We start from the raw sequence: 15221 nt of genomic DNA, 5'->3' as shown, positions 1-15221 counted from the left end.
CGTTTCGGTGCATTCATGAATGAGAATCCATCGCATTGCCGACGAGCGGTCATTCTGCCGTGCCTGCCTGTCGCGGCTTGCGACTGGGCGGACCTGACCTGCCCTTGCGAGGCGAGAACACGTCATCGATCTGCCAGCCTGCGCTGAGCCTGTACTCAATCGCATTACGCGAAAGGTTCAGATGGCGTGCCCATTCGTTCATGCACATCGTTAAGCCATGTGCGCTGTAGCGTCGATCAGACTTGAGCCTATGGGTCGTAGCCATCTTGTCGAAGCCACGCTGCTGATTGCAGGTCGCGCAGCTGGCCACCAGGTTCGCGGGAGAGTTGTCATCTTTGGTGTCATTCAGGTGGTCGACATGCATGTCATCCCAGGTGACCCGAGCCGAGCACCAGTGGCAGGCGAACGGGCCATCACCATGATGAGCGTGATATACAACGCGATGCTCGTAGACCCGGCTACTGGATGCCGTACGCAACGGGTGGTCAGGGACATAGGCCTGCTTGTATCCATGCGTGTGGGTGAGCAAGCCAGGCTTTACTACTACCGCCTTGTCGGTCGTACCGCGACGGCGCTGCCTTGTGTAGTGCTTCTCACACAGACCTGCGCCTTTTCTGTTGGCCACGCTGAGGCATCCAGCAACACGGCAACTCACCGACTGGTTCTGATTCATTTGCATTGGGTCACCCGAATCGGTCTGCTTGCTCTTCGCGCTGCTTCACTGATGAGTGACAGGAAGCGCATAGGGACATCCACTTGGTCTTGTCCCAGAAGATCGCCATGTCTCCGCGATGCGGCACGATGTGGTCGACCACAGTGGCCGATGTCACTCGCCCTTCACGCTCGCAGTACACGCAAAGCGGGTGAGCGTTGAGCCATCCCTCGCGCGCCTTCTGCCACTTGTAGCCGTAGCCTCGCTGGTGTGCAGTCGTCTTGGTCGCGCGCCATGAGTTGGTGTTGACGACCGTGACGCGTTCACCTTGGATCTTCACCCTGCTTCCCAGCGTCTTGAGCCTTGGCATCGGGTTCAACCTTGCGTGAGGGATTGATCAGTGACCGTGCTCGGTCAGCTGCAATGGCGAACCACTTCGCTGCGCGTGCTCGACGTGCGGCGCAAGCTGAACAGGTCATGGGGCGAGCTCCAGCCGCATACCGCGCAGCGCAGTGGCGACCACCTTGTCGACGTCAGGGTCGAGGCCGGTCCATTCGCTGAACCAGGCCACGGCGTGCAGATAGGGCATCACCCACCAAGCCCACTTGATCGTGAACGTGATAGTGCTGATCGCCATTCAGGCCTCCACCTCGTAGGTGAACTGGTCATCCCGGTTCAGGTTGGTCACGGCGCGATGTGAGTCGAACGCCGCTGCCGGGCGGATTGATCTGGTGTACAGCGAACTGGTCTTGCCCTCGAAGCGCTCGCGGTGGACAACACGGCGACCGGACAGCAGCTCAATGACCACAGCGCCCAGAACGTTGTTGACGGTGATCTTCATGACTTACTCCGCGCCACGAAACGGACGCATCTGAATCTGTGGCGCGGATTACCGGGCCTTCATCGCTGATGAATACATCGACTCACACAGCTGGCCGGCTATTCGGCTTCGGTCAAGCGCTGCTGCCAGACTTCCCGCTTCGTCGTCAGCCTCTCGACGCAGGTCGGCGAGCAGATCGGCAAGGTCGTCTCTTGTCTTGCCTGTGCTGGCAAGGTCGGCAGTGCAACGCTTTCGCTTGGCAAGCAGATCGGTGACTTGCTGCTGCAGGCTGCGAGCGCGGTCATCAGCAACAGCAACGGCAGCCGTGACGTGCTCAACTTGTTCGGTCGCATGGTCAGTAGCCTTGTTCGCATCAGCGGTGAGTTGACGCTGTAGGGTTAGGGTCTTGCCGATCGACTCAGCGCGGGCGGTGGCCACATCACGCTCACCCGTCACGGTAACGAGAGATTGCTTTGTGTCCTCGAGGCGCAGATAGGTAGATCCCAAGACTGCGGCCAGGGTCAGCATGATCCAGGCCCAGAGCGGAACCGCCTTAATCAAGGCCTTCATGGGCTTGCCCGGTCCACGGCTTCACTGACCTTGTCCGCTGCCTTGCTGGCGGTGTCAGCGGCCTGAGTGGCGCTGCTTGCTGCCGCCTCAACTTTGCCCGCTGCCTCCTGCGTTTTAGCCGCAAGGGTGTTCAGGCGCAGATCACGCTGCCTGAGGGCTTCGTCATAGCCGCGGCGAACCTCGGCGACTTGGTTCGTGTACCAGCTGCCCAGCGACCAGTGTCCGATTTGGAAGCCCAAAACAACGCCGCCAGATACCAACAGCAGCGCGATCACCCAGACTTCGGCACGCTTCCACCAGCGGCGGGCAATGAAATTGAATGCACATCTTTCCATCACTTGACGCCTCCAAGCTGGGACCGCAAGCGCGAAATCTCATCGCTCTGGCTGGTCACTTGGGCTGTGAGTTGCGCTACCTGGCTCGTCAGGGCTTCGATCTTCCCTTCCATTCGGCCAACTGCCGCAGCGAGTTCGTTCCGCTCCTTGGCAAATTGGTCGGCTCTGGCTTCGGCTTCCTTGCGAGCGGCGCGTTCAGAATCCAGAAGTTCGTTGAGCCGGCGGACGGTGCCGATATCGGCGTTGTCCATTGCCCGGTCAGCTGCATCCCGCGACAGGAATTTGCGTAACCACAGGAAGCCAGCGAGCAAAACAGTCCCGGTACCACCCAGCCAGGTGGCTGTTCCTGGGCCAAGGTCGGTTGGGTCCATTGCTACTCCAGAACAGAAAGTTATTAGGCGCGCTTGTGCGGGTTCAGCGTGCCGAACAGAAGCTCGACACCTGTGGTGAAATGGGTCTGCGCGATGTGAGTGACACATTTGTCGGCCACCGAGCTGCCTTCAATCAATCCGAGCAGCTGCTTAATCGAAGATTCGAGACCTGCAACCTTGGTGATCAGCCGAGCTTGGTAATCGACCTGCACTGCGCCAACGATCTCTTCAACAACCCCGATCGGCAAACCAAAGCCAGACGGGTTGGCCTTGCTGGTCAGCATGTGGTCAGGCGTATACACGGCACCCAGTACGTGCGTCGCTGAGCGATAGAAATGTCCAGCACCAAAGCCGAAATAGCTGACGTATTCGGCTTGTTCTGACTTGAGCAACTCCTTGGTCACAGTGAGGAAATCTTCGCCGCCAGTCTTCGCCAGGTATCCCAGCGACTGCCGAAACTTATCTGCGTCACCGGCAACCACTGAGTCGATAACGTCTTTGATCTCGCGCTTCACAGATTCGGTCATTGCGTGTGCTCCAGAAATGAAAAAGGCCCACCAGATGGCGAGCCTTGAAATAGGTTGAGGATCTTTCTCCCCTGTCCGCCAACGCTACCCCGAGCACACAAGAGGATATGAGGCACGTTGACTGCCGGTGTTCTTTCCGTACGCGTGACTTCCGGCTATACCGCGTCCAGGCCCTGCCCGTAGGCCCACCCTGGCTATGGCGACGCGCAGCAACATAAAACAAAAGTGTTGTGTTAAAACAAAAGTGTTGTAGAATGGAATCATCCACACAACGAGGCGGGGTGATGAAGTTCAGCGAGTTCAGACGATGGTTGAAGGCCCAAGGGGTGACCTTCGAAGCAGGCAAAGGAAGCCACTTCAAAGTCACCGCCCCGAACGGCAACAGGACAACCTTCGCGGATCACGGGGCTAAGGAAATGCCCGAAGGGACCCGCAAGGCGATAATCAAACAACTGGGGCTCTGAGAGCCCCCTTCGCCTATCTGAACGCTGAACGATCACCTCCGGGGAGTGACCATGTACAACTATGCAATTCGGTTTGAAAAAGACAGCACACCGGGCCTTGCCGTTTTTTGCCGCGATCTTCCGCAGCTCAACAGCTATGGCGACGATGAGGCGCACGCTCTGCGTGAAGCCGTGGACGCCATTGAAACAACCTTGTCGATTTACGTCGACGAGCGTTTGCCAATCCCAGAAGCAACTCCACCTCAGGCTGGCGAGCATGTTGTCTACCTGCCCGCCGTTACCGTGGCAAAGATCGTTCTCTGGAACACGATGATGGAGCGCGATATGCGCAAAGCCGATCTGCGCCGCCTGCTGGGCGTTCACCAGGTGCAAGGCGACCGACTGGTCGATTTCCTGCACACATCGAAGATGGAACAGGTTGAAGCGGCGTTGGCTGCGCTGGGCAAACGCCTGGCCGTTTCGGTCGAATCAGTCAAAGCGGCATAAATTTTTTGACTGCTGTTGTCCGGGGATCTTTTGTCCCCGGACGCATGTGCTAATGGGTGCCGCCGCAAGGATTCGAACCTTGGGCCCTCCACTAACAAGGCGGATGCCCTGACCGGCCGAGATATCGCCGCAGAAACAAAAAGCCCCGCACTTGGCGGGGCTAGCTTCTGAATCGCGCTCAATTCGCCATTACTTGCACGACCTCTGCGCTGTAGAACTTCACAGGCGCAGGCGCGATGAAGCGCCAATCTTGATCAGGGCCGAGCCCATAACCAGTAACAGCAGCGTTTCCCACCATGTTGCCTGCGCTGTCCACAAGCTTGAATATGATGGTCGCTGAAGAAAGCGTCTGCCCCGTTTCGTTATGAGCAATCCCCTGAACCCCAGATAGCCCATTGGAGTCGGCACGCCGGAGTTCGGTGATGGAAAGCTTATCAGCCGCGAAAGCCTGGGCGGTCATAAGTAGCGACAGTGCAGCGATGATTTTACGCATAGAAGGTTCCTGAAATTAGGACCCTACGATCTCCGAAGCCCACGATGCTGTCAATATGATGGCGACTGATTAATGACGCTTAGATTCGAGATATTAAAAACCCCAGCGCTTGGCTGGGGTCTTATGGATCGGGTGTCGCGCTGAATGCGTTGAACACCGTGCCATGAAAACAGGTGTTTATCCGGCCTGAAAGAACTTTTTACGCTGCCTCGCGAAAATGTTCCAAAGCCGAGTCCACCCAGGCCACCCCCTGCCGTACGACTTCCCGCGCGGAGCGCTCCGACATCTTGTTGGCCTCGCCGATCCTGACCATCGTCCACTTGGCGCCGAAGTACCACCAGATGAAATCGCCCATCTGCTGGTTGCGCTTGATGAGACGGGCGAGGATCGAGTCAACGACCATCGCGGCGTCATCAGTGATCACGTAGGTCATGGCGCTCGGCTCAGCGCAGCACTGGTTCATGAGCGCCGCCAGTGGCGACACATAGCGCGGAACACCCATCCCCGACATCCGCCAGCTGCCCCACTGCTCCAGCAGGTACTCGGTGTCGCCCAGCGGCTTGTCGGTGTACGTTCGTTTCTTCATGCCGCTTTCCTCGGATCTGGATCGTTAAGGCCGAACAGCTCTTTCAGCAGCTGATCAGCGATCTTGTTCTTGGCGTGGCCTTCGGTGATCCACCGGCGGGCATAGTCCTGGAAGCCGAGGCTGCCACGGTGATTGCCCCAGTCGGCCACCATGTCCATGAGCGCGGCGGCGCCGATCCGGCCGTTGGGCTTGTCGAGCAGTAAGCGGTTGCCCTGCTTGAGGAAGTCCCGTTCACCGGAGGTGAGGATCTTGCGCGGCAGTGCCGCAGTTACGTTATTCATAGTCAGGTCTCCCCTTCGAACGACCGGTTAATTTCAGGACGCGGCCCATCTCAACTTCCTCGTCGCTGGGCGCCTTACCGCCGAACGGAACGAAGCGCACAAACCTGCCTTCCTGCTGAACCAAACAGGTGCCCTGTTTGCCGTGGCGGCACTTGCCAACGATCAGCTCGGTTACACCGTTCTGGCCCTCTTCGCTTTCCATGTCGCGGTGAACAAGGATCACAACATCAGCATCCTGCTCAACCTGACCACTGTCGCGAATGTCACTTGGCCGTGGGCGCTTGTCCGGGCGATTGGTAGGGCCACGATTGAGCTGCGCCAGCACGATCACAGGCACTTTGAGCTCCTTGGCCAGGTTCTTGAGCGCGGTGGAGATCTTGCCGATCTCGAGCGTCCGGTTCTGACCGCCGGCGCCAGCAATGAGAGTGATGTAGTCCACCACGATCACGTCCAGGCCCTCACGGCGCTGGCACTGGCGGGCGATCGAGCGGATACGCGCGACAGTCATTCCAGCCTGATCGCTGATATACAGACGCGCCTTGCAGAGCTTGTCGACGGCGCCGGTGATCTTCGGCCAGTCGTCATCATCGAGCGTGTCACCCTCGTCCAGCCGGGTCAGGTCCACGCTGCCCAGCGAGGCGATGTTGCGCGTTACCAGCTCTTCCTTGGTCATCTCAAGAGAAAAGATTAGGCCTGCGCCAGCGAGCTGCATGGTGACGTGCTGGGCCATCTGAACGCCGAGGATGGTCTTGCCCGATGCTGGAAGGCCAGCGACCACCACCATGTTGCCTGGGCGCAGTCCGCGAATCAGCTTGTCCAGATCGGGGATACCCGTCGTGAGCCCCTTCGGCGCGGTCTTGCTGAACTTGGCGTCGATGGTGTCGATCACTGTCGTCAGCACGTCGCTGACCTTGTGATAGTCCGGCTCACCATCATCCAGGTCGCGCAGGTCGGCCATGGCCTGCTGACCGCGAGCGATGATCTCGGCAACAGGCAGGTCGTCATTGGCTGACTGACTGATCGCCTGGGCCGTCTCCACGACCTTCCGCAGCACGGCGCGCTCGCGGATCACCCGGGCGTAGGTCTTCCAGCTCGAGGTGCCTTGGGCGTTCGCCTGGATGGTGGCCGCGTACCCCAGCATGCTGTCGCCGCTGGGCAGGTACTGGTGATGCTCGCTCACCATCACCACGTTCACCGGGTCGCCGGCCTCATGACAATCAAGGATTGCACGGAACAGCGCGGCGTTCTCGATCTCATGGAAGTCTGACGCGCTGACCTTGGTGGTGATCTCGTCAATCAGCAGCGGGTCAATGAACATCGCCCCGAGCACGCCATACTCGGCGTCGACGTTGAACAGTTCTCGGCTCATGCGGCACCTCGCGCGGATTCCCAGCGAAACAGCACTGCGAGGCCGCCCTTGTCGCGAAGCCGATCCACGGCCCGGTCACCGAGGCACTGGCGCAGATCGGTCATGCCGAGGTTGCTCACCACGATTGTCGGCTTGCGTTGCTCATACCGGCCATTGATGACTTCGAAGAGCACGGTGCGCTCAAAGTCGGTCCCATGCTGAACGCCAACCTCGTCGATGACCAACAAGTGCGGGAGCACCAGGTCGGCATAGACCTTAGATTCAGACCGGTCACGGTTACCGAACGTGTCCTTGACCGAGCGGATGATGCCGCCAGCAGTGGTATAGCGACCGATCAGACCCTGTGAGCCGAAGTTTTTGATCAGCTGCTGCAGGATGCCGGTGGCCAGGTGAGTCTTGCCGGTGCCGACCTGACCCAGCAGCATCACCGAACGGCCGACGCCGAAGTTTTCGCTGAATGCATCGACGTAACCGGTGGCCATGTTCCAGGCACGGAGCTTGTCCTGACTGTTGCCGGCGGACCAGGTGTCGAGCGAGCAGCTCTGAAAGCGCAGCGGGATACCGGCGTCGAGCAGGCGCTCATTGGTCAGGCGGTCACGGTGGATCATCACGCCGATGGCACGAATGACAGAATCGCCGGAGTGACGCTTGTCGAAGTTGCAGCGGGGGCAGCCATACCAGTGAGGCCCTGCACCAAACTGCTCAACAAGCGAGTCGGTGAACTGGCCATGGTCCACGCACTCTCGCAGCGCGGTCTCGATGGTGTGTCGAATAATCATCAGAGGTTCCCCGCGATTCGGTATTGCCCATCTGGACCGAGCTCAAGACCTTCCTCGTAGTCGATCTGGTCGAAGCCTGTGTGCCGGGAAGGCGCGCCAGTTCGAGCTGGCTTCAGAACATCGAGGTAGCGCTTCTTGTTCAGCCAAGTGGAAGCCATGGGGACGTATTGGCCATCGTCCTTGGTCCAGTCTCGAGATACGGAATGTTGGCCAAGGGCAGTCATCAAGGTCTGGCGCATGTTGGCGTCTGGCTTGAGGCGCTTCCATGCAGCTGCTGCCTCTTGCTTGCCCTTCCCGTTCGGGTAGAGCTTCCAGAACACCTCGAAGCCTTCCATCGGGTCGGGTTTAACCGAAGGTTTTTCAGTACTTGCTGCTTCACTCAGTACTTGCTTACCTTCAATACTTACTAGTGTCGGATTTGCCGGATACGGCTGAGCCGTTTCCGGTGAAGCCGGATACGGTGATTCCGGAAGCGGTGTTTCAGACACCAGATAATTGATCTCGCCGAGCACTCCAGACTCTGATCTGTCCTGCCGACGAGCGACGTAACCAGCATTGATCAGCTCCTGCAGAAGTCCGTAAACACCATCACGACCGGTAGGCTTGCAGGAATGAGCGGTCTCGCCGCGCAGGTGAGCAACTGATATCTCCCAGTGGTCAGGCTTGCCCAATAGAAACACCAGCAGGCCGCGTGCAGCCCAGCTCAAGCGCGAGTCCTCGCTGATACCTTTGTTCAGCAGATAGAAATTACCCTCAGGGCGAGGGGCGCGAATAATGCTCATGCCCTACCCTCCATTCCACCTACCAATCTCAGGCCCTTTCCACCGGTGCCAGCCTCCAGAATCTCGTTCAGAAGGACTTGCCCGTCGTCCGACATGCAGAAGTGATAGCAATGCTCTTTGATGGCGGTTTGTACGGCCTCGAAGCTCGCTCTGAAAAACTCCCGCGCAGGGCTTACCCTGTCAGCCTCAAACATATCGTGCAGAGTCAACTCGACATGGCGAGGGTCCTCGACCTCCCCATAGCACAGCAAAGTAAATGGCAGCGGCGAACTGGTTGAGTCGGATAGCTCGTTACGGCGCTGCATAGGTGATCGAGTAGTCATGCCGATTTTGAAAACACCCGGCATGCATGGATTGCTCATGCAGTAGACGAAGCCCCAGGCGCTCATTGCAAAGTCTCCCCCGCAGGGCGGCAAGCACCACTCACGGGCTCGCCAGTCAGTCGAGAGACCAGTTCACGGATAACTGCCATGGTGTCGATCGAGCTGACGCGCGCCTCCTCAATCTCCAGGGCATGCGGTGAGTCGTTGGAAATGGCTTCGTTCACCCGGCGGGCATACAGCAGCCCTGCGCGCCCCAGGTCCGTATCGCTCAGACCTTTGAACACTTCCGGTGGGTACGGTGAGCAGCCAGGTGCTACGCGCGGAATCTTCAGCACTGGCTCAGGCCCGCCCTCGATCGCGTGCTTGCGCATCTGTACCCAGTGCTCTGCCGAAACCTCGCTGGCACATGCACCTGTTTTGCGCTGGAACAGCGTTTGCAGAGCCCAGAAGGCGTGCACAAGCTCCATGTAGGCTTCGTCCTGAAACTTGATCTCTGCGCCCTCTTCGATGGACTCAGAGACTGACCCGACCATTTCGAAGCAGAACAGCAGCAAAGAAGCGTCTGAGTGCTTCCTGAGCTGATCAACGTCGATAGGCGCGGCCATGTTCTGCGTCGGAAACTTGAGGATATTGGTCATTGCGCACGCTCCAGCCGCTCGACGAGCGTGCGCAGTTTGCGTTTCAGCTTCGTCGTCAGATCGCGCTGGGTTTTCCACCGGCCATAGGCGGCGTTGGTGAAGTCGAGCACCGGAAGGTACGCATCGTCATCAGGGTCAATACGACGTCGTTCATCGCCATACGGGCGACCATGGGCCTGAAAGAAAACGGTGTACATGTCGTTCAGCTCACGCCGGAACGAATTGCGCTTCGTCTCAGCCAATTGATACAGCACTGCGGCCTCGGCGATCAGCTCCATGTGCGCCTGTTCGTTGAAAATCTTACTCATGGGTATCTCCAGCAGTGCCGAACAGCTCGGCCAGGTCAATATCAAAAACAGCCGCCCAGGCAGCGGCAGGCCAGGCCTTTACGCCTTCGGCGTAACGCTTGTCTGGAACTGTTTTAGGGGTGACGCCGTTGGCCTTACACCAGCGCCGGAGGTTGACGAAGCTGAAGCTGCGATTGAGTGCAGCCTCGACCTTCAGGATCGTCGCGTGACGCGCGCTGAAACCAAGTTCGTCTCGAAGGCGACTGGCTTCGCGCATGGCGGCGCTGGCGGTCGCCATTGCCGTTGCTTCGCGGCGGGAACCGATTTCGGCCTTTGTCTGAATAGCGTGGTCACGCTGCTCGATCGCCAACTGTTCCGAACGCTTCGACGCCAGCAGATGTTCAAGAGCGCTGATGTAATCGCGGGGTAGCACCGGGGCTGGTTGATTGCGCTGCTGCACCATGTCCCAAAACTCACGCACCAACGTTTTCTTGAAGGCGCGGACGATGGCAGTGTTGCGCATGTAGGTCAGAAGCAGCGTCGATTGCTGCTCGTTGAGGAATGCGTACTCGGTCGGGCGGCCTCCGGTACTTTCGGATTTGAAATCCAGAAGTCCGAACTCCTCCATATCCCCCTGATAGGTGCGCACCAGCTTAATGACGCTGGCGTGATCAACCTCGCAGCCAGCAGCGATTGCGAGCGTAGTGGTGACGGCATCGCCGTCTTTGATGATGACGATGGTCATACCCCACCCCCGACATGCACCGCGTCGTGAGAAGCGCCAGCGTGGCGGCCTTTCCAAAGGAAATTCCCGGAAGCGAAGGTTATTGCCTCAAGACGGCTTTCGAGCTCCGTTGCCATCGGGTTGCCCCAGCCGCCGAGGGCGGGAACGACCTGGGATAGCAAGATCGAACGTAGCTCGTTGAAAACCGCACGGGCCTCGTTCATACGTGCCATTTGCTCGGCACCCACCACCACAATGTCGAGCAGCTCGCCTTCAGTGGTTTCAAGCGCGCCACGATTGGCGAGCATCAACTTTCGTGGCGCGCGCATCTTCGGAATTGCTGCTGGTAGGAGACTCATGCGAAAGCCCTCGACCGTGTGTCACGGCGGTAGACGCGACGACGGGTACGAGCGCGCTCAATGAGCTGAGGCGCAACTTTCGGCCCGACATAAGCGGTAAGGCCGTCGGTCATCAACATGGATTGAGGTACAAAGCTGTATTGCCCGCCTGGCAGAGCGCGAGGCGCCCGGCGCGTGCGGGGAATGTGCAGGTCGAGCAGCGCCATTGCCTCGGCAGCTTCCTCCTGCACACGCTTGCCGTTTTCACAAAGCGGGACCGGCTCACCTGGGCGAATCTGATTCCAAGCAAAACGATCAGCCAGGATTTCGTTGACGAAGCCGATCGCCCGGTGACATTTGTCGTGGACTTCCTTGTTCTGAATGCCCCACAGGTCGAAGACGAAATGGTTGTCCAGCTTGTGCCCGATCTCATGCTGGACGATGAACGGATAGATCTCGTCGTCGTGGAGCTGTGACCAGTCGATTTCAGGGCGCTGAACGCTGCGCATTTGCCCTGCGTTAACGCTCGTGGCCAGCTGAATGACGATTTCCTCTTTCAGGTACTTGCTGTCGATGGCAGCGTCCTCATGAACAGCAAGCCCAAAGGGATTGAACATCCCCCAAGCGCCGCCCAACTGCTCAAATGTTGAAAGCCCAAGGCAGCAACCCGCCTGTTTAGCGAGCTCGGCAAGTTGGCGGTACTGAACGCGGCCAAGCCGCAAAGTGGTGTCGGTCTTCATTGCGCCGACTCCTTAGCAAGTTGTTGCGTCCGGCAATAACCGGTGGTATTTTCTGGGCGTGACATATCGTTCTCCTGGAACGAAGATTCAAGAAAGTCCATTGGCGTGGACTGGTTAAGAAGGCTCGCGGAATGCGGGCCTTTTTGTTGCCTACTGAAAAGTCAGCCGGACAACAAATACTGGAATGGGCGCTTGTTCATTTCTTGCTCCCGATCAGATCGGCAAACGCCATCAAATGGAAGTGGCTGAAAAGGGACTCAGCAGGCCCTTCCAGCTGCGGCTCTAATGTGTTTATGCAAAGGCTACTCATATACCGAGGGCCTTAGGAGGGTCGAGTTTTACCTTGGCGTAGGTACTGGATGCCTGAACAGCGGAATCGACCTCCTGTTGAGGATGGCACTGTGCGAGTATCTTTTGATTCAAGGTCGGAGCGAGATGCGGTCTGGACTTCTTCGGGCGCTTGGACTTTTCCCACTGAATGTCGGGGCGCAGCTCATCACGACTCACAGCGCCGTCGGTTGCATCCTCGATTTGAATTGCGCGCTCTGCAGTGATGGAGCGGTCGCCGGATATAAGTCGAGACAAATAGGACGCTGTGACCCCAAGCTTTAAGGCGAGCTGTTTTTTCCCTCCCCGAGGCAGCTCAGCTGCGTATTTCGAAAGCTCCATGATGTTTACCCATTGGAATACTTGGTACGTAGGTTACCCAGTTTACGTACCAAATCAAGGTAATTTCCCCACTGGGAAACAAAAGGTATATTTGAGGTATGGACATCAAAGACATACGCAAAGCTAGGCTTAGGCAGCTCATCAATCTCAAATTCGGAGGCGTTATGGCACGCCTTGCCGAAACCATAGGGCGCCAGTCGTCATACGTGGCGAGACTACTGGCGGAGAGCTCAGATCACAGTAGGAACATTGGCGAAAAGCTCGCCCGTGAGATTGAGGAAGCTTGTGACCTCCCTTACCGGTATCTTGACGCGCCTCTGGACGCTGAATTTCTCCCGGACGGATCGGGATGGGCAATTGGCTCACGCGGGGATGATCCGCAATCGGTGCTGGACGGTATAGAGATTCGAGACACGCTGCAGATACCAAAGCTTGATATCGGATTTGAACCAGGCGTTCTCGTTTGGGGGGTGCCGTCAGGGCATGATCGGATGATCAGTTCTATCGGACTGCACTCAGCATGGATACGCACTCATCTATCGGTAACATCCCCCTCCAATCTTCGTGTGATTAGCGCGGTCGGAAACTCAATGGAGCCATTAATCATGGATGGTGACTTGTTGCTCATTGACACTGGCATCCAAGAGTTCACGAGGGACGGAGTGTACGTTCTGTCTCATCTGGGCCAGATCATGATCAAACGAATTCAGCGGGTTCTGGACGGGCTTCGAGTGTTTTCGGATAACCGAGTCTATGTCGAAATGACGTTCCCGGCGGATAGGGAGCACGAAATTCAAATTCATGGCCGCGCGGTTTATACCTGGACTGGTACAAGCCTATGACCAAAATGTTGTACGAACCCGCCACGGCGGGTTTTTTTTTGCCTGAAATCTTTTCCAAAAGGTATTGACCAAAGATTTCCTTTTGGTAATCTTTGTTCCATCGCATTCATGCATGGAGCTTTTCAGATGATCACTTCGACCACCATCACCGCACATGGCATAACAGGCTTTCTGGGCCGTGGCGCTGCGCAACGTGAGTTGGAATGTTTGCTGGAAATTGCGGCTGGCAAGACATCGAAACAGGCAGCAAAGGGCTTGGGATGTACGCCGAGCACAGTCGAAAAGGCGGTTGAGCGCATCTTTTTCAAGCTGCGGGTAAGTAGTCGGGCAGCGCTTGTCGCCAAGGCCTTTGCCATGGGTTTGATCTCGTTCGCCGGCGCCGCCAGCCCTTCCCCCGAAAACCATCAGTCCGAAAACGAACACGACGGCATCCTGATCGCGTAACGCCGAAGCAGCGGCGTGCGCCTTCGATGTGAGGACGCAGTCCGGTGCTGGAACCAACACCTGAAACCGTGGGAGCTAATTGATGATCAACCTGAATATCCAGATCGGGGCCGGGCCCGCCCACCGAGCGGCACCTGCCGGTCAGGCCAGCACGACAAAACCAAAGCTGACCACGATCAAAGAGCTGGCCGAGGTCATAAAGATGGACCGGAGCGCAGCGCGGCGCTACGTGTTGCGCCTGGGCATCGAGCCAAAGCGTGCGCGCACATCGTCGAGCGGATTCCAGACCGCTTTAGTATTCACGCCGGAACAGGTCGAGCAGGTCGTGCAGGCAAGGTCGGCAGACGGGTACTGCTAACAGGCGTCAGCGCAGAGCCGCTTAGAAGTTAAGGCGGCTGTACGGTGATCAGCGAAGCCTGACCCATAACCCAACTGATTTTTGCGAAAGCCAACAACGCGGCCGGGATTCGTTCGGCCTGAAATAAGGAGATTCACCAAATGTTGATACTCAGCCGAAACGTCGGCGAAGCCATTCTGATTGGTAACGACATCACAGTCACCGTCCTCGGCGTCCAGCAGGGCCAGGTCCGCATCGGCATCACGGCACCGAAAGACGTCGCCGTTGATCGCTCTGAGATCCGCACCCGCAAGATCGAGAACCCACGTGCCGAGGTGGCCCATGCAGTCAATTGATCGAATCACTCTGGTGCTGCGCGCCAAAGAGGGCGAGACGCTTACCCCGCTCCTGCAGCACGTCACTCTGGGCGCACCCGTCGCCATAGGCACCGGCGTCGCTGTCATTGCCGGCGCCAGCGACCGCGATGTCCTGGAGGCCAGCCTTGGCAGTGACGAATTCAATATCGACGCCCGCATCAAGGAGGTCGCCGCAGAGGTCGACGCTCGCAACCTGTTTGCGCGCATCAACCCAGTAGGCGCCAGCCCTGACGAACTGGAGCAGGGACGCAATGGTTTCGTCGATGAGCGCACCCACGCGGATTACCTGATCTTCCTGGCCGGCTTCAACGCCGCACTGGAGACCGTCCCATGCGAATCCTGATCCTCGCCCTGCTGGCGACCTTGGCCAGCCTCGCCCACGCCGAACAACCCCAAGTGCTGATTGACGTTCAGCACGACTCCGTACGCGGCGTCACTTGCTGGATCACCCCAGCCGGGGGCATCAGCTGCTTGCCGGACAGTTCGCTCCCACAGAACGCCACCCCTGACACTCAGAAGAATCGGGCCTCTCAGACCAGTTTGCCCTCCCGAATCTCTGGGTTCGACGCCGGTTCGCTCCCACAGGCAGAGAAGGTCCAACTATGAGCATGCTCACCCAAGGTTCGCAGCTGACCGTGCGCACCGAGTTTGAAAGCCTGGGCGATCGCCTGATCCGTTTTGGGCAGGCGCTCAAGACCCCAGAAACCACTGTTGGCCAGCTGACAACCTTGGCCAACTCCTGCGGCATCGCGCTGAAGCTGCGGGCCGTGGCCGAAAGCAACGAAGGTGAAGCGCCGATCTGACGCATCAGTTCCATCACCAACGCAAAACCTGACGAGTCAGGAGTAAGACCGAATGCGCTACATGACCATCAGGAAATTCGCCAGCGAGTCTGGCTACAGCGAGGACGCTATCCGCTCGAAGATCCGCGATGGAATTTGGCGGCTTGGCGAAATCTGGTTCAGGGCTCCGGACGGCCGGACGCTG

General features: G+C 58.1%; 30 protein-coding genes. 9 read left to right on the top strand and 21 right to left on the bottom strand.

The window, feature by feature from the left end; all coding sequences use genetic code 11:
* Positions 1 to 49: 49 nt before the first annotated feature.
* From AC07V9_RS25285 to AC07V9_RS25250, 8 genes are all read right to left on the bottom strand, one after another.
* The gene (locus tag AC07V9_RS25285; protein ID WP_495018364.1) at positions 50 to 679 is read right to left on the bottom strand and encodes an HNH endonuclease family protein; all 630 of its coding nucleotides are present in this window, start codon (positions 677 to 679) and stop codon (positions 50 to 52) included.
* Between the two features lie 4 nt (positions 680 to 683).
* Positions 684 to 1022, bottom strand: a complete 339-nt coding sequence (locus AC07V9_RS25280) for an HNH endonuclease (protein WP_495018363.1) — start codon at positions 1020 to 1022, stop codon at positions 684 to 686.
* Positions 1023 to 1127: 105 nt separating this feature from the next.
* Positions 1128 to 1289, bottom strand: a complete 162-nt coding sequence (locus AC07V9_RS25275) for a hypothetical protein (protein ID WP_495018362.1) — start codon at positions 1287 to 1289, stop codon at positions 1128 to 1130.
* Entirely contained in the window at positions 1290 to 1493 is a 204-nt protein-coding gene (locus AC07V9_RS25270; RefSeq protein ID WP_495018361.1) for a hypothetical protein, read from the bottom strand.
* Positions 1494 to 1541: 48 nt separating this feature from the next.
* The gene (locus tag AC07V9_RS25265; RefSeq protein ID WP_495018360.1) at positions 1542 to 2042 is read right to left on the bottom strand and encodes a DUF2514 family protein; all 501 of its coding nucleotides are present in this window, start codon (positions 2040 to 2042) and stop codon (positions 1542 to 1544) included.
* Positions 2039 to 2377, bottom strand: a complete 339-nt coding sequence (locus AC07V9_RS25260) for a hypothetical protein (protein WP_495018359.1) — start codon at positions 2375 to 2377, stop codon at positions 2039 to 2041. The genes AC07V9_RS25265 and AC07V9_RS25260 overlap by 4 nt, the downstream gene beginning before the upstream one ends.
* Entirely contained in the window at positions 2377 to 2748 is a 372-nt protein-coding gene (locus AC07V9_RS25255; RefSeq protein ID WP_495018358.1) for a chemotaxis protein, read from the bottom strand. Before AC07V9_RS25255 ends, AC07V9_RS25260 begins: the two co-directional genes overlap by 1 nt.
* A gap of 23 nt (positions 2749 to 2771) precedes the next feature.
* Positions 2772 to 3275 (bottom strand): hypothetical protein, encoded by a 504-nt coding sequence (locus AC07V9_RS25250; RefSeq protein WP_495018357.1) that lies wholly within the window; start codon positions 3273 to 3275, stop codon positions 2772 to 2774.
* A 284-nt stretch (positions 3276 to 3559) separates the two neighbouring features.
* Between AC07V9_RS25250 and AC07V9_RS25245 the strand changes: the two genes are divergently transcribed.
* Together AC07V9_RS25245 and AC07V9_RS25240 are read left to right on the top strand one after the other, a co-directional pair.
* Positions 3560 to 3739, top strand: coding sequence for a type II toxin-antitoxin system HicA family toxin (locus AC07V9_RS25245; protein ID WP_495018356.1), 180 nt, complete (start codon positions 3560 to 3562; stop codon positions 3737 to 3739).
* Positions 3740 to 3790: 51 nt separating this feature from the next.
* The gene (locus tag AC07V9_RS25240) at positions 3791 to 4225 is read left to right on the top strand and encodes a type II toxin-antitoxin system HicB family antitoxin (protein WP_495018355.1); all 435 of its coding nucleotides are present in this window, start codon (positions 3791 to 3793) and stop codon (positions 4223 to 4225) included.
* Between the two features lie 178 nt (positions 4226 to 4403).
* On the opposite strand, the gene AC07V9_RS25235 is transcribed toward AC07V9_RS25240, so the two are convergent.
* The 13 genes from AC07V9_RS25235 to AC07V9_RS25175 form a co-directional block, all read right to left on the bottom strand.
* Positions 4404 to 4718: an FxLYD domain-containing protein gene (locus AC07V9_RS25235; protein ID WP_495018354.1), complete on the bottom strand. Its 315-nt coding sequence runs from the start codon at positions 4716 to 4718 to the stop codon at positions 4404 to 4406.
* A 199-nt stretch (positions 4719 to 4917) separates the two neighbouring features.
* Entirely contained in the window at positions 4918 to 5304 is a 387-nt protein-coding gene (locus AC07V9_RS25230) for an antiterminator Q family protein (RefSeq protein WP_495018353.1), read from the bottom strand.
* Positions 5301 to 5585, bottom strand: a complete 285-nt coding sequence (locus AC07V9_RS25225) for a hypothetical protein (protein ID WP_495018352.1) — start codon at positions 5583 to 5585, stop codon at positions 5301 to 5303. The genes AC07V9_RS25230 and AC07V9_RS25225 overlap by 4 nt, the downstream gene beginning before the upstream one ends.
* Positions 5578 to 6954 carry a replicative DNA helicase gene (locus AC07V9_RS25220; RefSeq protein ID WP_495018351.1) on the bottom strand — a complete coding sequence of 459 codons (1377 nt, stop codon included), beginning with the start codon at positions 6952 to 6954 and terminating at the stop codon, positions 5578 to 5580. Before AC07V9_RS25220 ends, AC07V9_RS25225 begins: the two co-directional genes overlap by 8 nt.
* Positions 6951 to 7733 carry an ATP-binding protein gene (locus AC07V9_RS25215; protein WP_495018350.1) on the bottom strand — a complete coding sequence of 261 codons (783 nt, stop codon included), beginning with the start codon at positions 7731 to 7733 and terminating at the stop codon, positions 6951 to 6953. Before AC07V9_RS25215 ends, AC07V9_RS25220 begins: the two co-directional genes overlap by 4 nt.
* Positions 7733 to 8515, bottom strand: coding sequence for an LvrA C-terminal domain-related protein (locus AC07V9_RS25210; protein WP_495018349.1), 783 nt, complete (start codon positions 8513 to 8515; stop codon positions 7733 to 7735). Before AC07V9_RS25210 ends, AC07V9_RS25215 begins: the two co-directional genes overlap by 1 nt.
* Entirely contained in the window at positions 8512 to 8904 is a 393-nt protein-coding gene (locus AC07V9_RS25205) for a GIY-YIG nuclease family protein (RefSeq protein WP_495018348.1), read from the bottom strand. The genes AC07V9_RS25210 and AC07V9_RS25205 overlap by 4 nt, the downstream gene beginning before the upstream one ends.
* The gene (locus AC07V9_RS25200) at positions 8901 to 9476 is read right to left on the bottom strand and encodes a hypothetical protein (RefSeq protein ID WP_495018347.1); all 576 of its coding nucleotides are present in this window, start codon (positions 9474 to 9476) and stop codon (positions 8901 to 8903) included. Before AC07V9_RS25200 ends, AC07V9_RS25205 begins: the two co-directional genes overlap by 4 nt.
* Positions 9473 to 9784 carry a hypothetical protein gene (locus tag AC07V9_RS25195; RefSeq protein ID WP_495018346.1) on the bottom strand — a complete coding sequence of 104 codons (312 nt, stop codon included), beginning with the start codon at positions 9782 to 9784 and terminating at the stop codon, positions 9473 to 9475. The genes AC07V9_RS25200 and AC07V9_RS25195 overlap by 4 nt, the downstream gene beginning before the upstream one ends.
* A complete protein-coding gene (locus AC07V9_RS25190; protein ID WP_495018345.1) occupies positions 9777 to 10508 on the bottom strand; it encodes a Rha family transcriptional regulator in 732 nt (243 codons plus the stop codon). Before AC07V9_RS25190 ends, AC07V9_RS25195 begins: the two co-directional genes overlap by 8 nt.
* Positions 10505 to 10795 (bottom strand): hypothetical protein, encoded by a 291-nt coding sequence (locus tag AC07V9_RS25185; RefSeq protein WP_495018344.1) that lies wholly within the window; start codon positions 10793 to 10795, stop codon positions 10505 to 10507. The genes AC07V9_RS25190 and AC07V9_RS25185 overlap by 4 nt, the downstream gene beginning before the upstream one ends.
* 47 nt (positions 10796 to 10842) lie before the next feature.
* The gene (locus AC07V9_RS25180; RefSeq protein ID WP_495018343.1) at positions 10843 to 11565 is read right to left on the bottom strand and encodes a hypothetical protein; all 723 of its coding nucleotides are present in this window, start codon (positions 11563 to 11565) and stop codon (positions 10843 to 10845) included.
* Positions 11566 to 11871: 306 nt separating this feature from the next.
* Positions 11872 to 12234, bottom strand: a complete 363-nt coding sequence (locus tag AC07V9_RS25175) for a transcriptional regulator (protein ID WP_495018342.1) — start codon at positions 12232 to 12234, stop codon at positions 11872 to 11874.
* A gap of 98 nt (positions 12235 to 12332) precedes the next feature.
* Between AC07V9_RS25175 and AC07V9_RS25170 the strand changes: the two genes are divergently transcribed.
* From AC07V9_RS25170 to AC07V9_RS25140, 7 genes are all read left to right on the top strand, one after another.
* Positions 12333 to 13076 (top strand): S24 family peptidase, encoded by a 744-nt coding sequence (locus tag AC07V9_RS25170; RefSeq protein WP_495018341.1) that lies wholly within the window; start codon positions 12333 to 12335, stop codon positions 13074 to 13076.
* A 126-nt stretch (positions 13077 to 13202) separates the two neighbouring features.
* The gene (locus AC07V9_RS25165; RefSeq protein WP_495018340.1) at positions 13203 to 13520 is read left to right on the top strand and encodes a response regulator transcription factor; all 318 of its coding nucleotides are present in this window, start codon (positions 13203 to 13205) and stop codon (positions 13518 to 13520) included.
* Between the two features lie 82 nt (positions 13521 to 13602).
* Positions 13603 to 13878, top strand: a complete 276-nt coding sequence (locus AC07V9_RS25160; RefSeq protein WP_495018339.1) for a hypothetical protein — start codon at positions 13603 to 13605, stop codon at positions 13876 to 13878.
* 140 nt (positions 13879 to 14018) lie between these two features.
* Complete coding sequence (csrA, locus tag AC07V9_RS25155; RefSeq protein WP_495018338.1) at positions 14019 to 14213, top strand: carbon storage regulator CsrA; 195 nt, start codon at positions 14019 to 14021, stop codon at positions 14211 to 14213.
* Positions 14200 to 14577 (top strand): carbon storage regulator CsrA, encoded by a 378-nt coding sequence (locus AC07V9_RS25150; protein ID WP_495018337.1) that lies wholly within the window; start codon positions 14200 to 14202, stop codon positions 14575 to 14577. Before csrA ends, AC07V9_RS25150 begins: the two co-directional genes overlap by 14 nt.
* Complete coding sequence (locus AC07V9_RS25145) at positions 14565 to 14840, top strand: hypothetical protein (protein ID WP_495018336.1); 276 nt, start codon at positions 14565 to 14567, stop codon at positions 14838 to 14840. The genes AC07V9_RS25150 and AC07V9_RS25145 overlap by 13 nt, the downstream gene beginning before the upstream one ends.
* The gene (locus AC07V9_RS25140; RefSeq protein WP_495018335.1) at positions 14837 to 15037 is read left to right on the top strand and encodes a hypothetical protein; all 201 of its coding nucleotides are present in this window, start codon (positions 14837 to 14839) and stop codon (positions 15035 to 15037) included. The genes AC07V9_RS25145 and AC07V9_RS25140 overlap by 4 nt, the downstream gene beginning before the upstream one ends.
* The last annotated feature ends 184 nt before the right edge of the window (positions 15038 to 15221 follow it).

This window comes from Pseudomonas sp. GW821-FHT02A11 (genome assembly GCF_059421985.1).
Note: the sequence above shows the minus strand (reverse complement) of the source record. Positions and strands in the feature narration are given on the sequence as shown.